The organism is Corallococcus sp. M7 (genome assembly GCF_054512695.1).
In genome coordinates, this window is the sequence record NZ_CM137252.1 from 1,056,967 (window position 1) to 1,073,834 (window position 16,868).

Sequence of the window (16,868 nt, forward strand, 5' to 3'; positions counted from 1 at the left end):
TCAGGTCCAGTCGGCCTGCGAGCGCTGCGCCTGCACGAACGCGCCCGCCACCGGCAGGGTCACGCGGAAGATGCTGCCCCGGCCGGGCGCGCTCTCCATGGTCAGCGTGCCGCCCAGCGACGTGACGATGCCATGGCACACCGCGAGCCCCAGCCCCGTGCCCACGCCCAGCGGCTTGGTGGTGAAGAAGGGGTCGAAGATGCGCTCGCGGTGCTCGGGCGCGATGCCGCAGCCGGTGTCGCGCACCTCCACCAGCACGTGGCCGGGCTCGCCGGGACGCGCCACCACGCGCACCTCGTTGCCCTCCGCGTTGCCCGGCGGGATGGACTGCGCCGCGTTGAGCAGCAGGTTCAGGAACACCTGCCCCAGCCGCGAGCCGTTGCCCTGCACCGGCGGCACGCCTTCGCACTCCACCACCAGCCGCGCGCGGTGCCGCAGCTCGTGCATGGCCATCTTCGCCGCCGTGCGCACCACCGAGGCCAGCTCCGCGGGCCCGCTGCCCACGTCCTCCGCGCGCGACAGCGTCTGAAGGTCGCGCACGATGAGCCGGATGCGCTCCGCGCCGTCGCGCGTCTCCGCCAGCGCTTCCAATATCTCCTGCCGGTCCTGCTCCGACAGGCGCTCCTTCTGCTGCAGCTCCTGGTGGATGTACTCCAGGTTGCTCAGGATGAAGGCCAGCGGGTTGTTGATTTCATGGCCCACGCCCGCCGCGATGCGCCCCAGCGCGATGAGCCGATCCGCGAAGAGCAGCTGGGCCTGCGTCGCGTGCAACTGCTCCAGGCTGCTGGACAGCTTCGCGTTGGCGGCCTCCAGCGCCGCGGTGCGCTCGCGCACCGTCTCCTCCAGGAGCCGGTTGTCCGCGCAGGGCGTCTCCTCGGGACACCGGGTCCTGGAACCGGGGCCCAGGCGCTCGAAGGCCTGGCGGAGCGTGCCCCGCCGCCGCGTCATCGCCGCCAACCGCCCCACCTTCGCTCGTAACGTCATCGCGGCCCGCTCCACCCACGTCCATCCGCGGCCGTCACCGCTCCTCGTGGCGATGGTCCCTGCCCTCGGGCACGGCCTGTGGACGACCATCCAACACCGCCGTCCCGTGCCCGGCAAGGTGTGCGCGAGTACGTGATGCCGTCGAACGGACACCGCTCGGGTTTCACGTCCCGGCTGTCATTTTCCACTGGGGATTCGGGCGCGCGGGAGGAGCACACCGCACGCCCGGAGGCAGCTGGACACGCGGCCGGGGTGGGGCCGTCCATCTCCAGCGCGCTTCACCATCAGTTCAACAGATGCGTCCGCTTCAGGCGCCGCAGTCCGCGCGGCAGCTGTCCGCCGTGGTGCCGGAGCCCGCATGCTCGGTGAACTGGCAGATGCCGTCGCCGCAGCGGAACAGCTCCGTGGGCTTCACGCGCGTGGTGATGGCCGGGTACGTCTTCCCGTTGTACGTGCACTGCGTGTAGTAGGGCTGGCTCGGGTCACCCTTGGTGCAGAACTGCGAGCAGCTGCCAATGTTGGTGATGGGCGCGCAGGTGTCCGCCTTCAGCGTCAGGCCGCACGCGCGCGTGGAGCTCTCCGCCGTGCTGAAGTCGCGATCGCGCGCCGCGAACAGGCCCTCGCTGGTGAAGAGGTTGCCGAAGAAGCACCCCTCCTTCGCGCTGAACTGCGACAGCTCCTCGGCGGAGTAGGGGACCGCCGCGCCCTCCGCCGTGCGGCCCAGCACGGACAGCGCGATGTGCAGGCCGTACTTGTTCGCGTGCGCCGCCAGGCACGCGCTCACCGCCTGCTGCTCCGTCATCGTCGCGGGCTTGCCCGCCGCCCAGCCCGGGGCCAGGCCCAGGGAGCCCTGCCACGTGTACGTCGCCCCCGTGGTCGGGGACTGGAACGTGCGCGTCTGCCCTGCCGGCACCGCGCACTTCACAATGTACGCCATCAGCGTCGGCGCCGTGTCCGCGTTCTGGTTGAACCAGTCGTTGAAGCCGTTCGTGGACAGGCCGTTCGTGGACAGGCCATTGGTGGACAGCCCGTTCGTCGACAGTCCGTTCGTGGACAGCCCGTTGGTGGACAGCCCGTTGTCCACCTGTTGCGCCTGATCCGCCGTGGCCAGGTTCGCCCCGAGTTCGTCCTCCGGCATCGCGCCGCAACCCACGAGGGCGAGCAGGCCCCCGTCATCAACGCCGCCTTCAGGGGTTGGCGTGAGGCAACTCGGTTCCACCACTCGCTGCATCCACTTCCAGGCCGAAAAGCAGGGGTGAGGCGCATGTAGGGGCTCCCGCTCGAGGGAAGTCGGAGGTCCGACTTCCAGAATGTCAGGCAGTCCAGGCTTTCAGCTAGAAAGGTGCTGAAACTGTCAGACAGGGGAATCGTGACGGATTCAGGATCGGAAATAAATACGTCTTCGTCAAAAAATTATGGTGTGGGTCCAATTCTCACGGGGCCAGACGTGTGCCGGTGAAGGGCATTGGACGACACGACTCAAGTGGGGAACGGCGGGGGAGGAGGAGTGCTGGAACGGCGGGGACGGCTCACTGCTGAGGAGGACCTTCGAGGAACTGGGCTGCGGGGCCGGTGATGGCGAAGCCACCGGGGGCCCTTACGTTCCAGGTTGCCACATGCGTGACCGGACCGCCTACCACCTCGGCCTCCCCGGAATCGCCGCGCGTCTCCGCCTCACCATGGTGGAGACAGAGGTGGACGTGGGCGTGGACGGCTTCAGCCAGGCGCTGGGCCTCGGCGTGGAGATCGCGCAGGGCGTGAAGGGTTCGGGAAGGAGCGGCGCCGGAGGACAGCGGCCGCACTCCCAAAAGCGTGGTGCCCGTCTGGAGCGCCAGGAGGAAGCCCTCGGCGCGCAGGCCCTGCTCCAGCGTGTCCAGGACGTTCGCGAGCGCGGCGTACACGGTGTCGTCGTCCTGGTCCGCGTCCGGCAGCACCACCTCCGCGTGCACCGCGAGCACCGGGTGCGCCTGTCCTTCGACCTGACCGGGCTCCTCGGCGGCCTCGCGCAGGGCGGTGATGAAGGCGTTCACGCTGGGGTAGCGGCGCGTGGAGTCCTTGTCCATGCACCGGAGCACCACCGCGTCCATGGCGGGTGACACCGGCGCGCGCACGCTGGGGCGCGGTGGCGGGGCATCCAGGTGCATCCGCTCCAGCTCCAGCCGATCATCCGACTGGAACGGATAGCGGCCGGTGAGCAACTGGTAGAGCAGCACGCCCAGCGCGTACACGTCCGTGGGCGGTCCAATGCGCCCGCCCCGGAACTGCTCGGGCGCCATCGCGTGCGCGGTGCCCAGGCGCTGGCCCGCGGTGGTGAGCCCCTCCTGGCCGGGCTCCTGCTGGATGAGCTTCGCGATGCCGAAGTCCAACAGCTTCAGCCGGGGCTTCTCCCCCTCCTCCACCACGAGGATGTTGCTGGACTTGAGGTCGCGGTGAACGACGCCCGCGCGGTGCGCCGCCTCCAGCGCGCCGCAGATGGGCTCCAGGTACGCCAACGCGCGCGACGAGGACAGCCGCCCGCGCTCCTGCACCACCTGGCTCAGCGTGCGCCCGGAGAGCAGCTCCATCACGTAGTAGGGGCTGCCGTCCGGCATCAGCCCGAAGTCGTAGACGTCCACGATGTTCGGGTGGTGGATCTGATTGACGACGCGCGCCTCGCGCACGAAGCGCTGGAGCATCTCCCCCTGGTCCGCCAGGTGCGAGTGCAGCACCTTCACCGCCGCGTGCCGCCCCAGGATGCGGTGCTCCGCCTCGTAGACGCTGCCGTGGCCGCCGGCCGCCAGCATGGACTTGAGGACGTATTCACCCGCCAGGGTCCCCGGCCCGCGCTCGGAACGGCTGGGTGTGTCGTGCCCCTTTTCCGGGGCGTTCGCGTTCGCTCGCGCCTGGATGCGGAAGGTGCTCTCGGAATCCACCGCCATGAATACCCCGCACCCTACCATCCACGGGGTGGGTCGCGAGTGCCCGTGCCGGGTTGGCCGCCCAGCTTGCCTGCCTGGCCGTTCACCAGGAGTCACGGTCCCTGTCCTGAAGGTGGTGGGACGTTCATTGGAAGCCGTTGGGGTATGGTTGCGGTCCGGGCCACCGCTTTGGGCCCACATGGAGCGCGGCGTCATGCACGACAGGCGGCGTAGACACGGCCAGCCCGAGCGCAGGGGAACGCCAGGGGGCTGTCATACATGATGACGTTGGTGGACGAGCTCACGACCTGCGCGGGCCAGTCGGTAACGGCCCCATCCTCGACGGGGGCGTGCCTCATCCTCATCAGCACCACGACGCCGGCGGCCATTGGCAAGGCGTACCGGTTGGAGCCGGGCGAGCACGTCATCGGGCGTGGATCCGAAGCGGAGGTGCGCATCGATGATCACGGGGTGTCGCGCAAGCACGCGCGCATCCTGCGCAAGTCGGACGGTTCGTGCCTCGTCACGGACCTGGAGTCCACCAACGGCACGTTCCTCAACGGCCTGCCGGTGTCCACCGCGGAGCTGCAGGAGGGCGACCGGCTCCAGGTGGGCACGGTCACGGTGTTCCGCTTCTCCCGCCGCGAGGTGCTGGAGCAGCGCGAGGAGCAGCTGCGGCAGGCGCTGTCCGCCGCGCGCGTGGGCATCTGGGACTGGAACGCGAAGACGGGGCAGGTGACCTGGAGCGAGCACGTGGACCGGCTCCTGGGCCTGGCCGTGGGCAAGCTGTCCGGCCGCGCCATGGACCTGGAGGAGGTGGTGCACCCGGCGGATCTGCCCCGCTTGCGCGCGGGGCTGGCCACGGCGCTGCAGCAGCGCTCGCAGGTGGACGTGGAGTACCGCATCGAGCCCGCGGGCAGCGGCTACCGCTGGATTTCATGCAAGGGCGACGTGCTGCTGGACGCGGCGGGGCAGCCCGCGCGCGTGACGGGCACGGTGATGGACATCACCGCGCGCAAGCAGGCGGAGCAGGAGCTGCACCGCCAGGCGCTCATCTTCGAGAGCATCTCCGACGGCGTCGTCATCACGGACCTGGCGGGCGGGGTCATCGACTGGAACACCAGCGCGGAGCGCATGTTCGGCCGCAGCCGCAAGGAGGCCATGGGGCAGACGCTCTTCAGCGTGCTGCACCCCGGTGAGCCGGACCGGCTGACGGGCGCCGTCCTCACCGCGCTGGAGGTGCACGGGCGCTGGAGCGGGGAGTTGGAGTTCAAGCGCGCGGACGGCATGGCGTGCGTCTGCGAGTCCGTGGTGGTGCCGCTGCGCGACGCGGAAGGGCGCGTCATCGCGAACATCATGGTGCACCGCGACCTGAGCGAGCGCCGTCAGCTCCAGGCGCGCCTGGTGGTGGCGGACCGCCTGGCCAGCGTGGGCACGCTGGGCGCGGGCGTGGCGCACGAAATCAACAACCCGCTGGCGTACATGCTGGTGAACCTGCACCTCATCCGCGAGGGGCTGGACAAGCTGGAGGCGCAAGGCGCGCCGTCCGAGCCGGTGGCCTCCATCCAGCAACTGGTGCGTGAGACGACCGAAGGCGCGGAGCGCATCGCGACCATCGTGCGGGACCTGAAGGTCTTCGCGCGCGGCGAGCAGGAGTCGCGCCCCATGCCGGTGGACGTGCGCCGGTCGGTGGAGCTGGCGTGCAAGATGGCGGACAACGTCATCCGCCACCGCGCGCGGCTGGTGACGGAGTTCGAACCCGTCCCCGCGGTGGAGGCGAGCGAGGCGCGGCTGTGTCAGGTGTTCCTCAACCTGCTGCTCAACGCGGCGCAGGCGATTCCGGAGGACCCGTCCTCCGTCACCGAGCATGAGATCCGCGCCATCATCCGTCCGGGCGAGCCGGGCAAGGTGGTGGTGGAGGTGCGCGACACCGGCGTGGGCATGACGCCGGAGGTGCTGGGGCGCATCTTCGATCCGTTCTTCACCACCAAGGCGGTGGGCGTGGGCACGGGGCTGGGGCTGTCCATCTGCCACGGCATCGTGGAGTCCATGGGCGGCTCCATCCACGCGGAGAGCACGCCGGGGCAGGGCAGCACCTTCCGCGTGGTGCTGCGCTCGGCGGCGCACGAGCCGGACCTCTACCCGCGGCTCTCAGCGACGGCGCCGGCGGGGGCGCGGGCGCGCATCCTGGTGGTGGATGACGAGCCCAACGTGACGGTGGCGCTGCAGCGCTCGCTGGCCTCGGAGCACGAGGTGTCCACCGCGAACAGCGCGCAGGCGGCGCTGCGGCTGGTGAACGAGGGCGGCCGCTTCGACCTCATCCTCTGCGACGTGATGATGCCGGGGATGACGGGCATGGACCTGTACTTCGAGCTGGGGCGCTCGGCGCCGGAGCAGGCGGGGCGGATGGTGTTCATGACGGGTGGCGCCTTCACGCCGCGCACGACGTCGTTCCTGCGGGACGTGCCCAACCTCAAGCTGAGCAAGCCGCTGGACCTGGCGCAGTTGCGCGAGCTGGTCGGCCGCTCGGCGGAGGCGTCTCGATGAGCGCCTCCCCCGGTCACCCCGCCGCTCCTCCTCCCGAGGTCGCGGCGGGACCGGAGGCTCCCGTGCCCGTGGCGCCAGCCGGGGTGGAGCTCGCGGGCGCGGCGGCCTCCGAGGGCCGGGAGTGGACGGCCCGGTCGCTGGGGATGGGCTTGCTCATCGGCGCGCTGCTGGCCGTCACCAACCTCTACATGGGGATGAAGACGGGCTGGTGGGACTCGGGCTCCATCACCGCCACGGTGCTGGGGTTCAGCGGCCTGGCGGCCTATGGGCGCAGGCGGGGCGTGCCGTACACGCCGCTGGAGAACAACCTCACGCAGACGGCCGCGTCGGCGGTGGGCGCGATGCCCGCGTCCGCGGGGCTCCTGGGCGCGCTGCCGGCGCTGGCGCTGCTGGGCACGGTCCTGCCGGGGTGGGGCATCGCGGCCTGGGGCGTGGTGCTCGGCGTGATGGGCGTGCTGGTGGCGGGGCTCCTGCGGCGGCGCCTGCTGGAGCAGGAGGCCCTGCCGTTTCCCACGGGCATCGCCACGGCGGAGCTCATCTCCACGCTGCACGCGGCCGCGCCCTCGGAGGCGCGGGGCACGCCGGTGGGCAGGGGCCGGACGCTGGTGGGCGCCGGCCTGGTGTCGATGGTGCTCACGTGGATGCGTGATTCGCGCGGGTGGTTGCCAGGGATGGTGGCGCTGCCGGGCCGCGTGGGCGGCGTCGGGCTGGATGCGCTGACGTGGGGCGTGGGGATGAGCCCCATGCTGCTGGCGGTGGGGATGATGACGGGCCCGCAGCTGGCGCTGAGCATGCTGCTGGGCGCGGGGCTGGCGTGGGGCGTGCTCGCGCCGGGGCTGTTGGGCACGGGCGTGGTGGCGGGCGCGGGGTATGAGCCGCTGTCCGCGTGGCTGACGTGGCCTGGCGTGGGATTGATGGTGGGCGCGGCGATCGTGTCGCTGGCGGCGCAGGCGCGGGACTTCCTGGGCGCGGCGAAGGACCTGCGCTCGGTGGGCGCGAGCCGGGGTGGGCTGCCCCGGTGGAGCCTGGGCGTGGCGGCGGTGGCGTGCGTGCTGGCAGTGGTGCTGGGCGGGACGCTGTTCGGGCTGGGCGTGCCGTCGATGCTGCTGGCGCTCGCGTTGCTGGTGCCGCTGGGCGCGGTGTGCGCGCGAGGCGCGGGGCAGACGGACGTATCGCCCGTGAGCCAGATGGGGAACCTCACGCAGGTCGCCTTCGGCGCGGTGCGGCCCGGGGAGCTGTCGCCCAACGTGGCCGCGGGCTCGGTGGTGGCGGGCGCGTCGGCGCAGGTGGGCGTGAGCCTGTGGTCGTTGAAGGCGGGGCATCTGCTGGGGGCGTCCGCATCGAGGCAGCTCGCCGCGCAGCTGGTGGGCGTGGCGGTGGGTGCGCTGGTGGCGGTGCCGGCCTACCTGCTGCTGGTGGACGCGTACGGGTTGGGAACCGCGGTGTTGCCGGTGCCGGCGGCGGCGCAGTTCCGGGCAGTGGCGGAGGTCTCCGTGCGAGGCCTGGCGGGCCTGCCTCCGCATGCGGGTGAGGGCGCGCTGATGGGCTGCGCGGTGGGCGCGCTGCTGACGCTGGCCGCGAAGGGCCGTGCGGCGCGCTGGCTGCCGTCGCCGGTGGCGATGGGCATCGGCTTCCTCACGCCCGCGTACTTCGCGGTGACGCTGTGCCTGGGCGCGGGCCTGGCGGCGCTCGCGCGCAAGTGGTCGCCCAAGGCGACGGACGCGCACGTGCCCGCCCTGGGCTCCGGTGCGCTGGTGGGCGAGTCGCTGATGGGGCTCCTCATCGCGGCGACGGCGGCGCTCTCTCGGTCGGCGTAGCGCCCGTTACGCCGTGGGCGAGTCGCTGATGGGGCTCCTCATCGCGGCGACGGCGGCGCTCTCTCGCTCGGCGTAGCGCCCGCTACGCCGCGGGCGTGAGGTCCCGCACGCGCTCCAGCGAGCGGCGGATGCGGTCCTCCATCAGGTTCGGCACGTGCGCCGCGCGGGCCAGCGCTTCTCCGAGCGCGAGCATCGCCTCCGCGAAGTCGCCCCGGCGCCACGCCGCCAGGCCCATCATCTCCAGCACCTCCAGCGGCTCCTGCTCCACGGACGCCTGGGCGGAGCGCTCGCGCAGCGCGTGCCACTCCTCCGCCGTCGCGTCCCTGGCGGACAGCTCCACCATGGAGAAGAGCACCTCCTCCGAGGGGCTCAGCGTCACGCCGTGCCGGTTGTTCGCCATCGTCTGGCGCACCTGCTCCAGCAGGTCGCGCGCCCGGTCGGGCCGGCCCGTCCACGCCATGGCGCGTGCCTGGAGCAGCAGCGCCCACGGCCGGTGCGCCACCTCCGGATGCCGGCGCTCCAACACGATGGCCCGGGCGATGTGCGGCGCCGCCGCCTCCACGTCGCCCGCCTGGTAGTACAGCTCGCCCATGTTGTGCTCGGCGAAGTACTCCCAGCCCACCACGCCCAATTCGCGCCCCAACTGCATGAAGCGCTCCTGGTCCTTCAAGGCGTGCGTCAGGTCGCGCCGGGCCACCCACAGGTTGCGGCGGTTGTTGATGGCCGAGCCCAGGTGGAAGCGGTCGCCGCGCTCCGTGCACGCGCTGATGACCTCCTCCATCACGCGCTCGGCGCCGTCGATGTCACCCAGATTGGGGAGGATGACCGCCATCAGGAGCAGCGCCACCACCAGCGTCTCGTAGCCCGCGTCACCCAGGCCCCGCGCCCGCTCCGCGGCGGCCTCCAGCGGCATCAGCGCGTCCAGCCACTCGCCCTTGCGGAACTGCGCGCGGCCCAGCGCCAGGAGCAGCCGCGCCTGCACGTAGGGCGACGACACCGTCTCCGCCAGCTGCTGCGCCTCCTGGGCCCGCGCCTCGCTGCGCGCGTAGTCGTTCACCCAGTCGAGCGCCATCGCCTCGTCGAGCAGCAGCTCCACCTCCGCGCGCGAATCCCCCAGGCCCCGCGCCCGCTCGCGCGCGATGGCGAAGTCCGTGAGCGAATCCTCGTAGCGGCCGATGCGGTAGCGCATCAGGCCCCGGCCCCGCAGCGCCGTGAGGCCGCGCAGCTCGTCCTCGGGCTCGATCAACTCCAGGGCGCGCGTGTACATGGCCTCCGCGTCGAGGAACGCGTGACGGCCGCGCGCGGACTCCGCCAGGTCGATGGTGAGCGCCGCCGCCTCGTCGCGCAGGCCCGCCGCCGCCGCGTGCAGCGCGAGCCGGGCCAGCCGCTGGCGCTCCTGCGCGCCCGCCGGGCTCAGGTAGTGGCGGTACGCGGCGCGGTGGATGCGCGCCTTCTCCTCCGCGGGCAGGCCCGCGACCACGGCCTCGCGCACCAGCTCGTTGCGGAAGCTCAGCCCCTCCAGCCGGTGCTCCACCAGGAGCCCCGAATCCAGGAGCCGCCGCGTCGCGTGTCCCACATCCAGCGGGAACTGCGCCGCGGCCCCGTCGCGCTCCAGCTCGCGCACCACGCCGTCCGCCGCCGTGGCGGTGAAGGTCGCGCCCAGCAGCGCGCACAGCCGGGCATGCGCGGCGAGCGCCGGAGGCAGCGCGCCCAACTCGCGGTCCGCCAGCCACTCCACCAGCCGCAGCTCCGGCACGCGGTCCAGCTCGTCCGTGACGAGGTACCAGTTGCCGCCCGGCGAGCGCTGCCGCACCAGGCCCTGGCGCTTGAGGCCGCGCACCAGCTCCACCAGGAACAGGGGCACGCGCTGCGCGCGCTCGACGATGCGCTCCACCGCCTGCGCGGGCACGTTCTCCACCGGCTTGAGCAGCGCGCGGCACAGGGCCTGCGCGTCGCCCGGGGACAGGCCGGACAGGGGAAGGTCCTGCTGGCGCGCGGCGCGGGTGCCCCATGCCGGGCGGCTCTGCTCGAAGCCCGGGCGCACCAGCACGCAGACCCACAGGGGCACGCGCGTCTCCGCGAGCGCCGCGTACTCCAGCGCGTCCAGCGCGGTCTCCTCCGCGAAGTGCGCGTCGTCCACGATGAGGCACAGGGGCCGTTCGCGGGCGGTCGCCGCCAGCAGCTCACCCGTGGCGCGCATGGCCAGCGAGCGCAGCGCGCCCGGGGCCGCGGCCCAGCTGTGCAGCTCCGGCCCGCCCGGCGCGTGCCACCCGAGCGTCGCGGCCACGCCCGGCCACAGCTCCATGCCCAGCCGGGGGCCCAGCCGGTCGATGATGGCGGTGCGGCCGTCCTCCTGCGTGTCGGTGTCGTCGCGGTCGAAGCCGTGCAGCGCCACGCGCAACAGCGTGCGCAGCGTGCCTTCCGGATCGCCCTGCACGGGCTCGCGCGAGCGCATGGCGTAGACGCGCGCGTGCGGCAGCGCGGCCCGCAGGCGCAGGCCCAGCGTGGAGGACAGGTGGCTCTTGCCGTGGCCCCGGTCACCGCGCACGGTGACGATGGTGGGCGCCGCCTCCGACACCGCGGACCGGGCGCTCTCCAGCAGCTGCTCCAGCTCCACGTCGCGGCCCACGAGCATCGCGCTGCCCAGTTGCAGCACGGTGACGTCCGGCCGGGGCGCGGCACCCGAGGGCGCGGGGCGCATCAGCCCGGAGCGTCCCGACACCGGCAGGCACGGCACCTCCGGCACGGCCTCCGCGGCGGCGGGGGAGAGCAGGGGCCCGCGCAGCTCCGCGAGGTGGGGGTAGCGCTCCTCGCGCGCGAAGATGGCGCCCAGGTAGCGGGGAGCGCCGTCGCGGCGGCGCTGCACGGTGACGTTGGCCACGTCCACGAGCGACACCGGGGCGAGTCCGCGCTCGGCCAGTCCTTCGGCGGCCCGCAGCGCGCGGCGCACGGGGTTCTCTCCCACGTCGGGGTCGAAGACGCCCGCGAAGTGCTCTCCGTCCGCGAAGGCCATGTGGCCTCCGTACGCGGCCAGGGCCTTCTGCATCGCCACGGGGTTGGCGCGCGAGGCGGTGAACAGCACCGCCACCGAGCGGCGTGTCTGCGCGGGGCGGACCTCGGGCAGCAGGGTGAGGCGGGGCGCGGGCTGCACGGCGGACTGGCCCGCGTGCTCCAGCGCCGCGCGCAGGGCCTGGGCCACGGCGGCGGCGTCGCGGGGACGGCGCGCGGGCTCCTTGGCCAGGCAGCGCAGCACGACCTCCTCCACGGGCGGCGCCACCGGGGCGTACTCCGACGGAGGCGGTGGCCGCAGCGACAGGTGCGCCTGGAGCACCTCCGTGAGCGGGCCGAAGAAGGGCGGCCGGCCGGCGATGAGCTCGTAGAGGATGACGCCCAGCGCGTACACGTCCGTGCGCGCGTCCAGGACCGCGTGGCCGGAGCACTGCTCGGGCGCCATGTACTCGGCGGTGCCGGCGAAGGAGGACGTGTCGCCGGGAGTGCCGTCATCCGCGGGCGCGTCGGGGGCCGGACGCTGCACCAGGCCGAAGTCGAAGACGCGGGCGCGCTGGTGGGCGTCGTCCAGGAAGACGTGCTCGGGCTTGAGGTCGCAGTGCACCAGGCCGTGCGCGTGCACCACGGCCACCGCCTCCAGGAGCGCGTTGGCGCGAGGCCCGAACTCCTGCGGCGACATGGGCCCGGACACCTGGGCCAGCCAGTCCGCCAGCGTGGGCAGCGGCACGAACTCCATGGCGACGAAGCGCTGACCGCCGGGCAGCGTGCCCACGGCATGGAGCGCGGGCACGGTGGGCGGCCCGATGACGCGCAGGGCCTCCGCCTCGCGAGCCAGCTGCGCCTCCGCGAGCGCGATGCCGGGGCGCGCCAGCTTCAGCGCGATGCGCTCACCCTCGGTGCCGTCGGCGGAGCGCTTGTGCGCGGCCAGCAGCACGCCGAAGCCACCGCGCGCGATGACCTTCTCGCAGCGGTAGCCCGGGACGTCGGGCACGACGAGCGAGGCATCGGATGGCGGAACGATGGGAGGCGAGACGCCGGGCGGGCATGGCGCATGAGAGCCCTCCCAACGCCGCCCGCATGTGAGGCATCGCGGCACGAGCGTCACTCTACGCCAGCGCCGCCGTGATTTCCGAACCGCGTGGTTGGTCATTCAACGGACGCGTGAAGCATTCGTCAGAAGTCCTCCCAGGTCCGGGGGGCTTCCAGGCGTCATGCCCTGTGAACCACGCGACACAGGACATCCAGGGCGGCCAACGGCTCAGCGGGTCGACCGCGCACCGGCCGCGTCATTTCACACCGCAACGCGCAAGGATGTCAGGACTCCCTGCTAGCCCTGTTCAACAGGAGGAACAGGCATGAAAGGGATCCAGTCACCCAGGCGCGAGTGGCTGTGCCTGGTGCTCATCGTGGCGCTGGTGGGCTGCGCGGGAGGACGTGCCGGTTCGTTGCCGGTGGGGCTGCACGGCTACGCGCGCTACCACAGCGCCTCGCCGGCACCGCTGCATGGGGACGCTGCGTCCGCAGGCGCGGGCGGCACGGTGGGGAATGCGGCTCCGGTGCGCCTGCCTCCGGGAACGGTGCTCATCGGGAGCGCGGAGGAGCGGACACGGCAGGCGGTGGAGCTGGGCCTGCTGGAGGTGGACGCGTTCGAGAAGCTCCTGCTGCGTGCCGGGCTGGAGGACCCGCCGGTCCGCCGCGATCCCTTCACGCCCGGGGACGCTGCGGAGGTGCTGAACCGGCTGATGAAGCAGCCGGTGACGTTGGGCACGTATCCGCCCCGCATGACGGCGGGCTTCGTGCTGCGCGAGGTGCTGGAGGGCGGCGCGGTGTCGCGCGAGGAGTTGTCGCGCCGGGTGGAGCGGTTCGTCCGGGAGCAGGTGGCGGTGTTGAGGCCGGATGGATACCTGGCCTGGGCGCTCGATGGGCGCACGCAGCAGAAGGTGGGGGCCGTGCAGTGGAGGGACGGGACCTTCCACGCGGGCAACTTCGAACTGGGGCGCTTCTACAGCGGCAAGGGCGGCGTCTTCCGCCACGTCGGTGCTCAGCTGCGTGCGGCGGATTGGCGTCCGCTCGCGGAGGTGTACGACGACGCGGATGTCCTCGGCCGCTCCCTGGATGGCGCGGAGGACGCGTTCGTGGAGCTGTACCACGGCATGGGGCAGCTCTTGTCCCATCCCACGGACAGCCTCGCGAGCCTGCGCCACCTGCCGCAAGGAGTGGCGGCGCTCATCGCGTCCTCGCCCGCGTACTGGGAGCGCTTCCGGTACATGACGGAGGGCGAGCAGATCCGCGAAGCAGCGAGGCTGACCACGAACGTCGTCATGCTGTGGGGAACGGCCTCGGCGACGACGCGCACGTTCGCGCGAGCGGCGGCGGGAGCAGAGGCCACGGTGCCCGTGCTCGCGGTCTCCGCGGAGGGACTGCTCAGCATCGAGCGCGTCGCGGTGCCTGTGGGACGCGCGGCAACGGTGATGAGCGGAGGACCCGGGGCGGCCATCGTCCTCCAGAAAGCGAACACGAAACCGTCTCCGTCCGAGCCAGGACAGTGGGGGCCCGCCGAGGAGTCGATGTCCGCGCGGGCCCGGCGCTACCAGGAGCAGATCTCCGGGCACTCCGCGGACGAGGCCTACTGGGTCGGGGGAGTGGGGAGGAGCAGCGGCGGCGTGAAGTTCGACGGCTTCCGGGACGGAGTGCTACGGGAGGCCAAGGGACCCGGCTACGCGAACAAGTTCCTCGACAACCTGGAGCCAAAAGGCTGGTTCGAGGAAACGGGGGCCAGGCAGCTCCGGGATCAAGCGGAGCGGCAATGGAGAAAGACGCGGAACCTGGGAGTCCGCATTGAGTGGCATGTCGCGGAGAAGAAAGCGGCGGATGCCATCCGGAGTCTTCTCAAGGGTGATGGTATTGAGGGAATCGAAGTCGTTCACACTCCGGCACGCTGATCAGAGGGCCCCTTGACCACCGAGTCCAACCCCCAGGCCTATCCGGATAGCTTCTTTGTCGGTGCCTACTGGGGGGCACGTCGGGAGTCGCCAGAGGCGTGCGCGTGTCGTGCGGCGGTCTTCCTGGAACTCCTGGCCGCGTGCGATCCGCTCCTGGCCCACTGGTACAAGTCCGTCCGGTCCCGTAAGGGCACGCAGAAGCTGTCATTGATGCCGCCCGACGTGTCAGTGCTCACGGACTTGTTCCGGCGGGGCGTCAACCGTGAGGGCCGAGGGCCCGTCATCGAGGAACTGGGTCTCCGCGTCGGCTTCCTCAACGGAGGTGCCGCCTCCGATGACGCACGCGTGAGCATCAAATGCGGAGCCTTCGACGCCCCCAGTCCCAACAACTGCCTCTTGTCCCTCCCATTCTATGGACCGACCGCGGAACGGGTGTTGACCCCCTCCGTGCTGGAGGCCGTGATGCGCGTCATGGTGGCTGCCTGGGAGCCGGAGTGGATCGCGGCCATGTCCAGAGAACATCGGGATCTGGATGATCCGGACAACAGGACCAAGCCCTGGGTCGGCTGGCTGACGTACCTCTCCAAGCAGCAAGGCACCGTGCCCCCACTGCCCGCGCCCGTGCGCATCGAACCCGTGGAGGACAAGGGCACGCTCATCGTCCTGACCCCGGAGCGCTTCACCGTGGCCAACCCGGAACACGTGGCGCTGGCCCAGCGCGTGCGCGAGCTGCTCACCCGGGCCGGGCTCATCCAGACCCGCTGAAGGAAAAACAGCGCGCTCCACCCCGGCCGGCGGAGCGCGCCAACAACGACAGCCCTACCGCTGCGGCACTTCAATCGCGCGCAGGAGCGACCCGTCCTGTCCCAGCAACCGCGCGCGCAGCAGCAGCGCGGCTCCCGGCTCCGCGGATGTCAGCGCCTGCGCCGCATCCGCGACGCCGGACACCTTCTGGTCACCCACCTGCGTCAGCACCATCCCGGGCGCCAGGCCCGCGCGCTCCGCGGGGCTGCCGGACTCCACCGCCACCACCTGCGCGCCGCCGCTGCCGTCCTGCGCCTCCGACAGCCGCAGGCCCAGGCGCTTCGACAGGGGCGCGGGCGTCGAATCCCGGGGCGTCATCTCCTCCTCGCCCCGCTGCGTGGGCCGGGTGCCCAGCTTCACCGGCACCTCCATCGCCTTGCCCTCGCGCACCAGGCTCACCTTCACCTCGCTGCCCGGCTTGAGCAGCGCCACCGCGCGCGTCAGCGACCCCGCGGAGTCCACCGCGCGCTCGCCCACGTGCGTGATGATGTCCTCCTCTCGCAGGCCCGCCTTCGCACCGGGGCCGCCCGCGCTGACGCCGGCCACCACCGCGCCCTTCGCCGTCTCCACGCGCAGCGCGCGCGCCAGCTCCGGCGTGAGGTCCTGCACCGCCAGGCCCACCCAGCCCCGGCGCACCACGCCCGTCTCCTGGAGCTGCGGCAGCAGCGCCTGGATGAGGTTCGCCGGCACCGCGAAGCCGATGCCCGTCGCGCCGCCGATGATGGCCGTGTTCATGCCCACCACCTCGCCCTTCATGTTGAAGAGCGGGCCGCCGGAGTTGCCCGGGTTGATGGCCGCGTCCGTCTGCAGGAAGTCGTCATACGGACCCGCGTGGATGTCGCGCGCCCGGGCGGACAGGATGCCCGCGCTCACGCTCGACGCGAGCCCGAACGGGTTGCCAATGGCCATCACCGGGTCGCCCACGCGCAGGCCATCCGAGTCCCCCAGCTTCACGAACGGCAGGTTCCCGGACACGCCCTTCAACTGGATGAGCGCCACGTCCGTGAGCGCGTCGCGGCCCAGCACCTCCGCCTCGAACGAGCGCCCGTCCTCCAGCTTCACCCGGACGGTGTCCGCGCCCTCCACCACGTGGTTGTTCGTGAGCACCAGGCCGGACGGGTCGATGACGAAGCCCGACCCCACCCCCTGCTTCGCGGGCGCGCCGCCCTCTCCAAAGGGATTCTGTCCGCCCTGCATGCCGAAGCGCTCGGCGAGGCCGGGGGGCAGGCCCTGCATCCCGCCCATCGCGGGGCGCGCGCGGGCCTGCACCTCCACGTTCACCACCGCGCCCTTCACCGTGTCCACGAGCGGCGCCAGCGACATGAGCGCGCCGGGCGACCCGGGCGTGGGCGAATAGACCGCCGGCTCCACCTTCGCGCCCGAGGGCGTGGTGGCCGTCTTCAGCGACAGCGTGGGGCGGGCAGGAGGAGCCACGTCCGCGGCCGGCTTGCAGGCCCCCAGGGCGACCAGGGGCATCAGCGTGAGCGCGCGGGCAAGGTGGCGGCGGGACGGAAGCGTGCGGACCATCGTGCGTTCTCCTTGGGTGTGGCGGCCGGAGGAGGGCCCTCCGGACGGAAAGGAAGTGGGAAAGAAAGAGTCGAACCGGATGCGGTGGGCACCCTGGGAAGGAGGCAGCGGTCCCGTTCCACCAGCGACACCGGGAGCCACCGGTGGCCCAGCTGCCTGAAGGGAGCTCTTAGAGGAAGCCCCGCATCCGGTCCGACGCCGGGACTTCATTGCAGTCCGCGGGCCAACCCCTCCGGGACCCCCTTCAGAGGGGAACCAGGCCCCGGAAGGCCCCAGGACGCGGGGCAAAGTGCCCCAGCCGGGGCATTTCGCCCGGGGGCGGCGTGCCCCACGCCCCATCA

The 16,868-nt window shown here is 72.2% G+C and carries 9 protein-coding genes; 4 read left to right on the forward strand and 5 right to left on the reverse strand.

Translation table 11 applies throughout. The annotated features are described in order from the left end of the window. The 3 genes from ACX114_RS04480 to ACX114_RS04490 form a co-directional block, all read right to left on the reverse strand. Nucleotides 1-984 carry a sensor histidine kinase gene (locus ACX114_RS04480; RefSeq protein WP_459295062.1) on the reverse strand — a complete coding sequence of 328 codons (984 nt, stop codon included), beginning with the start codon at nucleotides 982-984 and terminating at the stop codon, nucleotides 1-3. 307 nt (nucleotides 985-1,291) lie between these two features. Further along, nucleotides 1,292-2,122, reverse strand: a complete 831-nt coding sequence (locus tag ACX114_RS04485; protein WP_459295064.1) for a hypothetical protein — start codon at nucleotides 2,120-2,122, stop codon at nucleotides 1,292-1,294. Between the two features lie 391 nt (nucleotides 2,123-2,513). Then, nucleotides 2,514-3,902 (reverse strand): serine/threonine-protein kinase, encoded by a 1,389-nt coding sequence (locus ACX114_RS04490; protein WP_459295066.1) that lies wholly within the window; start codon nucleotides 3,900-3,902, stop codon nucleotides 2,514-2,516. 261 nt (nucleotides 3,903-4,163) lie between these two features. Between ACX114_RS04490 and ACX114_RS04495 the strand changes: the two genes are divergently transcribed. Together ACX114_RS04495 and ACX114_RS04500 are read left to right on the forward strand one after the other, a co-directional pair. Next, the gene (locus ACX114_RS04495) at nucleotides 4,164-6,428 is read left to right on the forward strand and encodes a serine histidine kinase EspA (RefSeq protein ID WP_459300057.1); all 2,265 of its coding nucleotides are present in this window, start codon (nucleotides 4,164-4,166) and stop codon (nucleotides 6,426-6,428) included. Then, complete coding sequence (locus ACX114_RS04500) at nucleotides 6,425-8,245, forward strand: OPT/YSL family transporter (protein WP_459295068.1); 1,821 nt, start codon at nucleotides 6,425-6,427, stop codon at nucleotides 8,243-8,245. Before ACX114_RS04495 ends, ACX114_RS04500 begins: the two co-directional genes overlap by 4 nt. An 82-nt stretch (nucleotides 8,246-8,327) precedes the next feature. Here ACX114_RS04500 and ACX114_RS04505 read toward each other — a convergent pair whose 3' ends face one another. Then, on the reverse strand, nucleotides 8,328-12,245 hold the full coding sequence (locus tag ACX114_RS04505; RefSeq protein WP_459295070.1) for a serine/threonine-protein kinase: 3,918 nt from the start codon (nucleotides 12,243-12,245) through the stop codon (nucleotides 8,328-8,330). A gap of 364 nt (nucleotides 12,246-12,609) precedes the next feature. Between ACX114_RS04505 and ACX114_RS04510 the strand changes: the two genes are divergently transcribed. Together ACX114_RS04510 and ACX114_RS04515 are read left to right on the forward strand one after the other, a co-directional pair. Continuing rightward, nucleotides 12,610-14,196: a Tox-REase-5 domain-containing protein gene (locus tag ACX114_RS04510; protein WP_459295072.1), complete on the forward strand. Its 1,587-nt coding sequence runs from the start codon at nucleotides 12,610-12,612 to the stop codon at nucleotides 14,194-14,196. A gap of 12 nt (nucleotides 14,197-14,208) precedes the next feature. Next, nucleotides 14,209-14,961 carry an immunity 52 family protein gene (locus ACX114_RS04515; RefSeq protein WP_459295074.1) on the forward strand — a complete coding sequence of 251 codons (753 nt, stop codon included), beginning with the start codon at nucleotides 14,209-14,211 and terminating at the stop codon, nucleotides 14,959-14,961. Nucleotides 14,962-15,015: 54 nt separating this feature from the next. Here the strand turns inward: ACX114_RS04515 and ACX114_RS04520 are convergent, their stop codons facing one another. Then, nucleotides 15,016-16,527 carry a Do family serine endopeptidase gene (locus ACX114_RS04520; protein ID WP_459295076.1) on the reverse strand — a complete coding sequence of 504 codons (1,512 nt, stop codon included), beginning with the start codon at nucleotides 16,525-16,527 and terminating at the stop codon, nucleotides 15,016-15,018. Nucleotides 16,528-16,868: the final 341 nt, after the last annotated feature.

Coding starts and splice junctions, on each gene's coding strand:
- ACX114_RS04480 (WP_459295062.1), bottom strand. CDS start 984: ATGACGTTACGAGCGAAGGTGGGGCGGTTGGCGGCGATGACGCGGCGG.
- ACX114_RS04485 (WP_459295064.1), bottom strand. CDS start 2,122: ATGCCGGAGGACGAACTCGGGGCGAACCTGGCCACGGCGGATCAGGCG.
- ACX114_RS04490 (WP_459295066.1), bottom strand. CDS start 3,902: ATGGCGGTGGATTCCGAGAGCACCTTCCGCATCCAGGCGCGAGCGAAC.
- ACX114_RS04495 (WP_459300057.1), top strand. CDS start 4,164: ATGACGTTGGTGGACGAGCTCACGACCTGCGCGGGCCAGTCGGTAACG.
- ACX114_RS04500 (WP_459295068.1), top strand. CDS start 6,425: ATGAGCGCCTCCCCCGGTCACCCCGCCGCTCCTCCTCCCGAGGTCGCG.
- ACX114_RS04510 (WP_459295072.1), top strand. CDS start 12,610: ATGAAAGGGATCCAGTCACCCAGGCGCGAGTGGCTGTGCCTGGTGCTC.
- ACX114_RS04520 (WP_459295076.1), bottom strand. CDS start 16,527: ATGGTCCGCACGCTTCCGTCCCGCCGCCACCTTGCCCGCGCGCTCACG.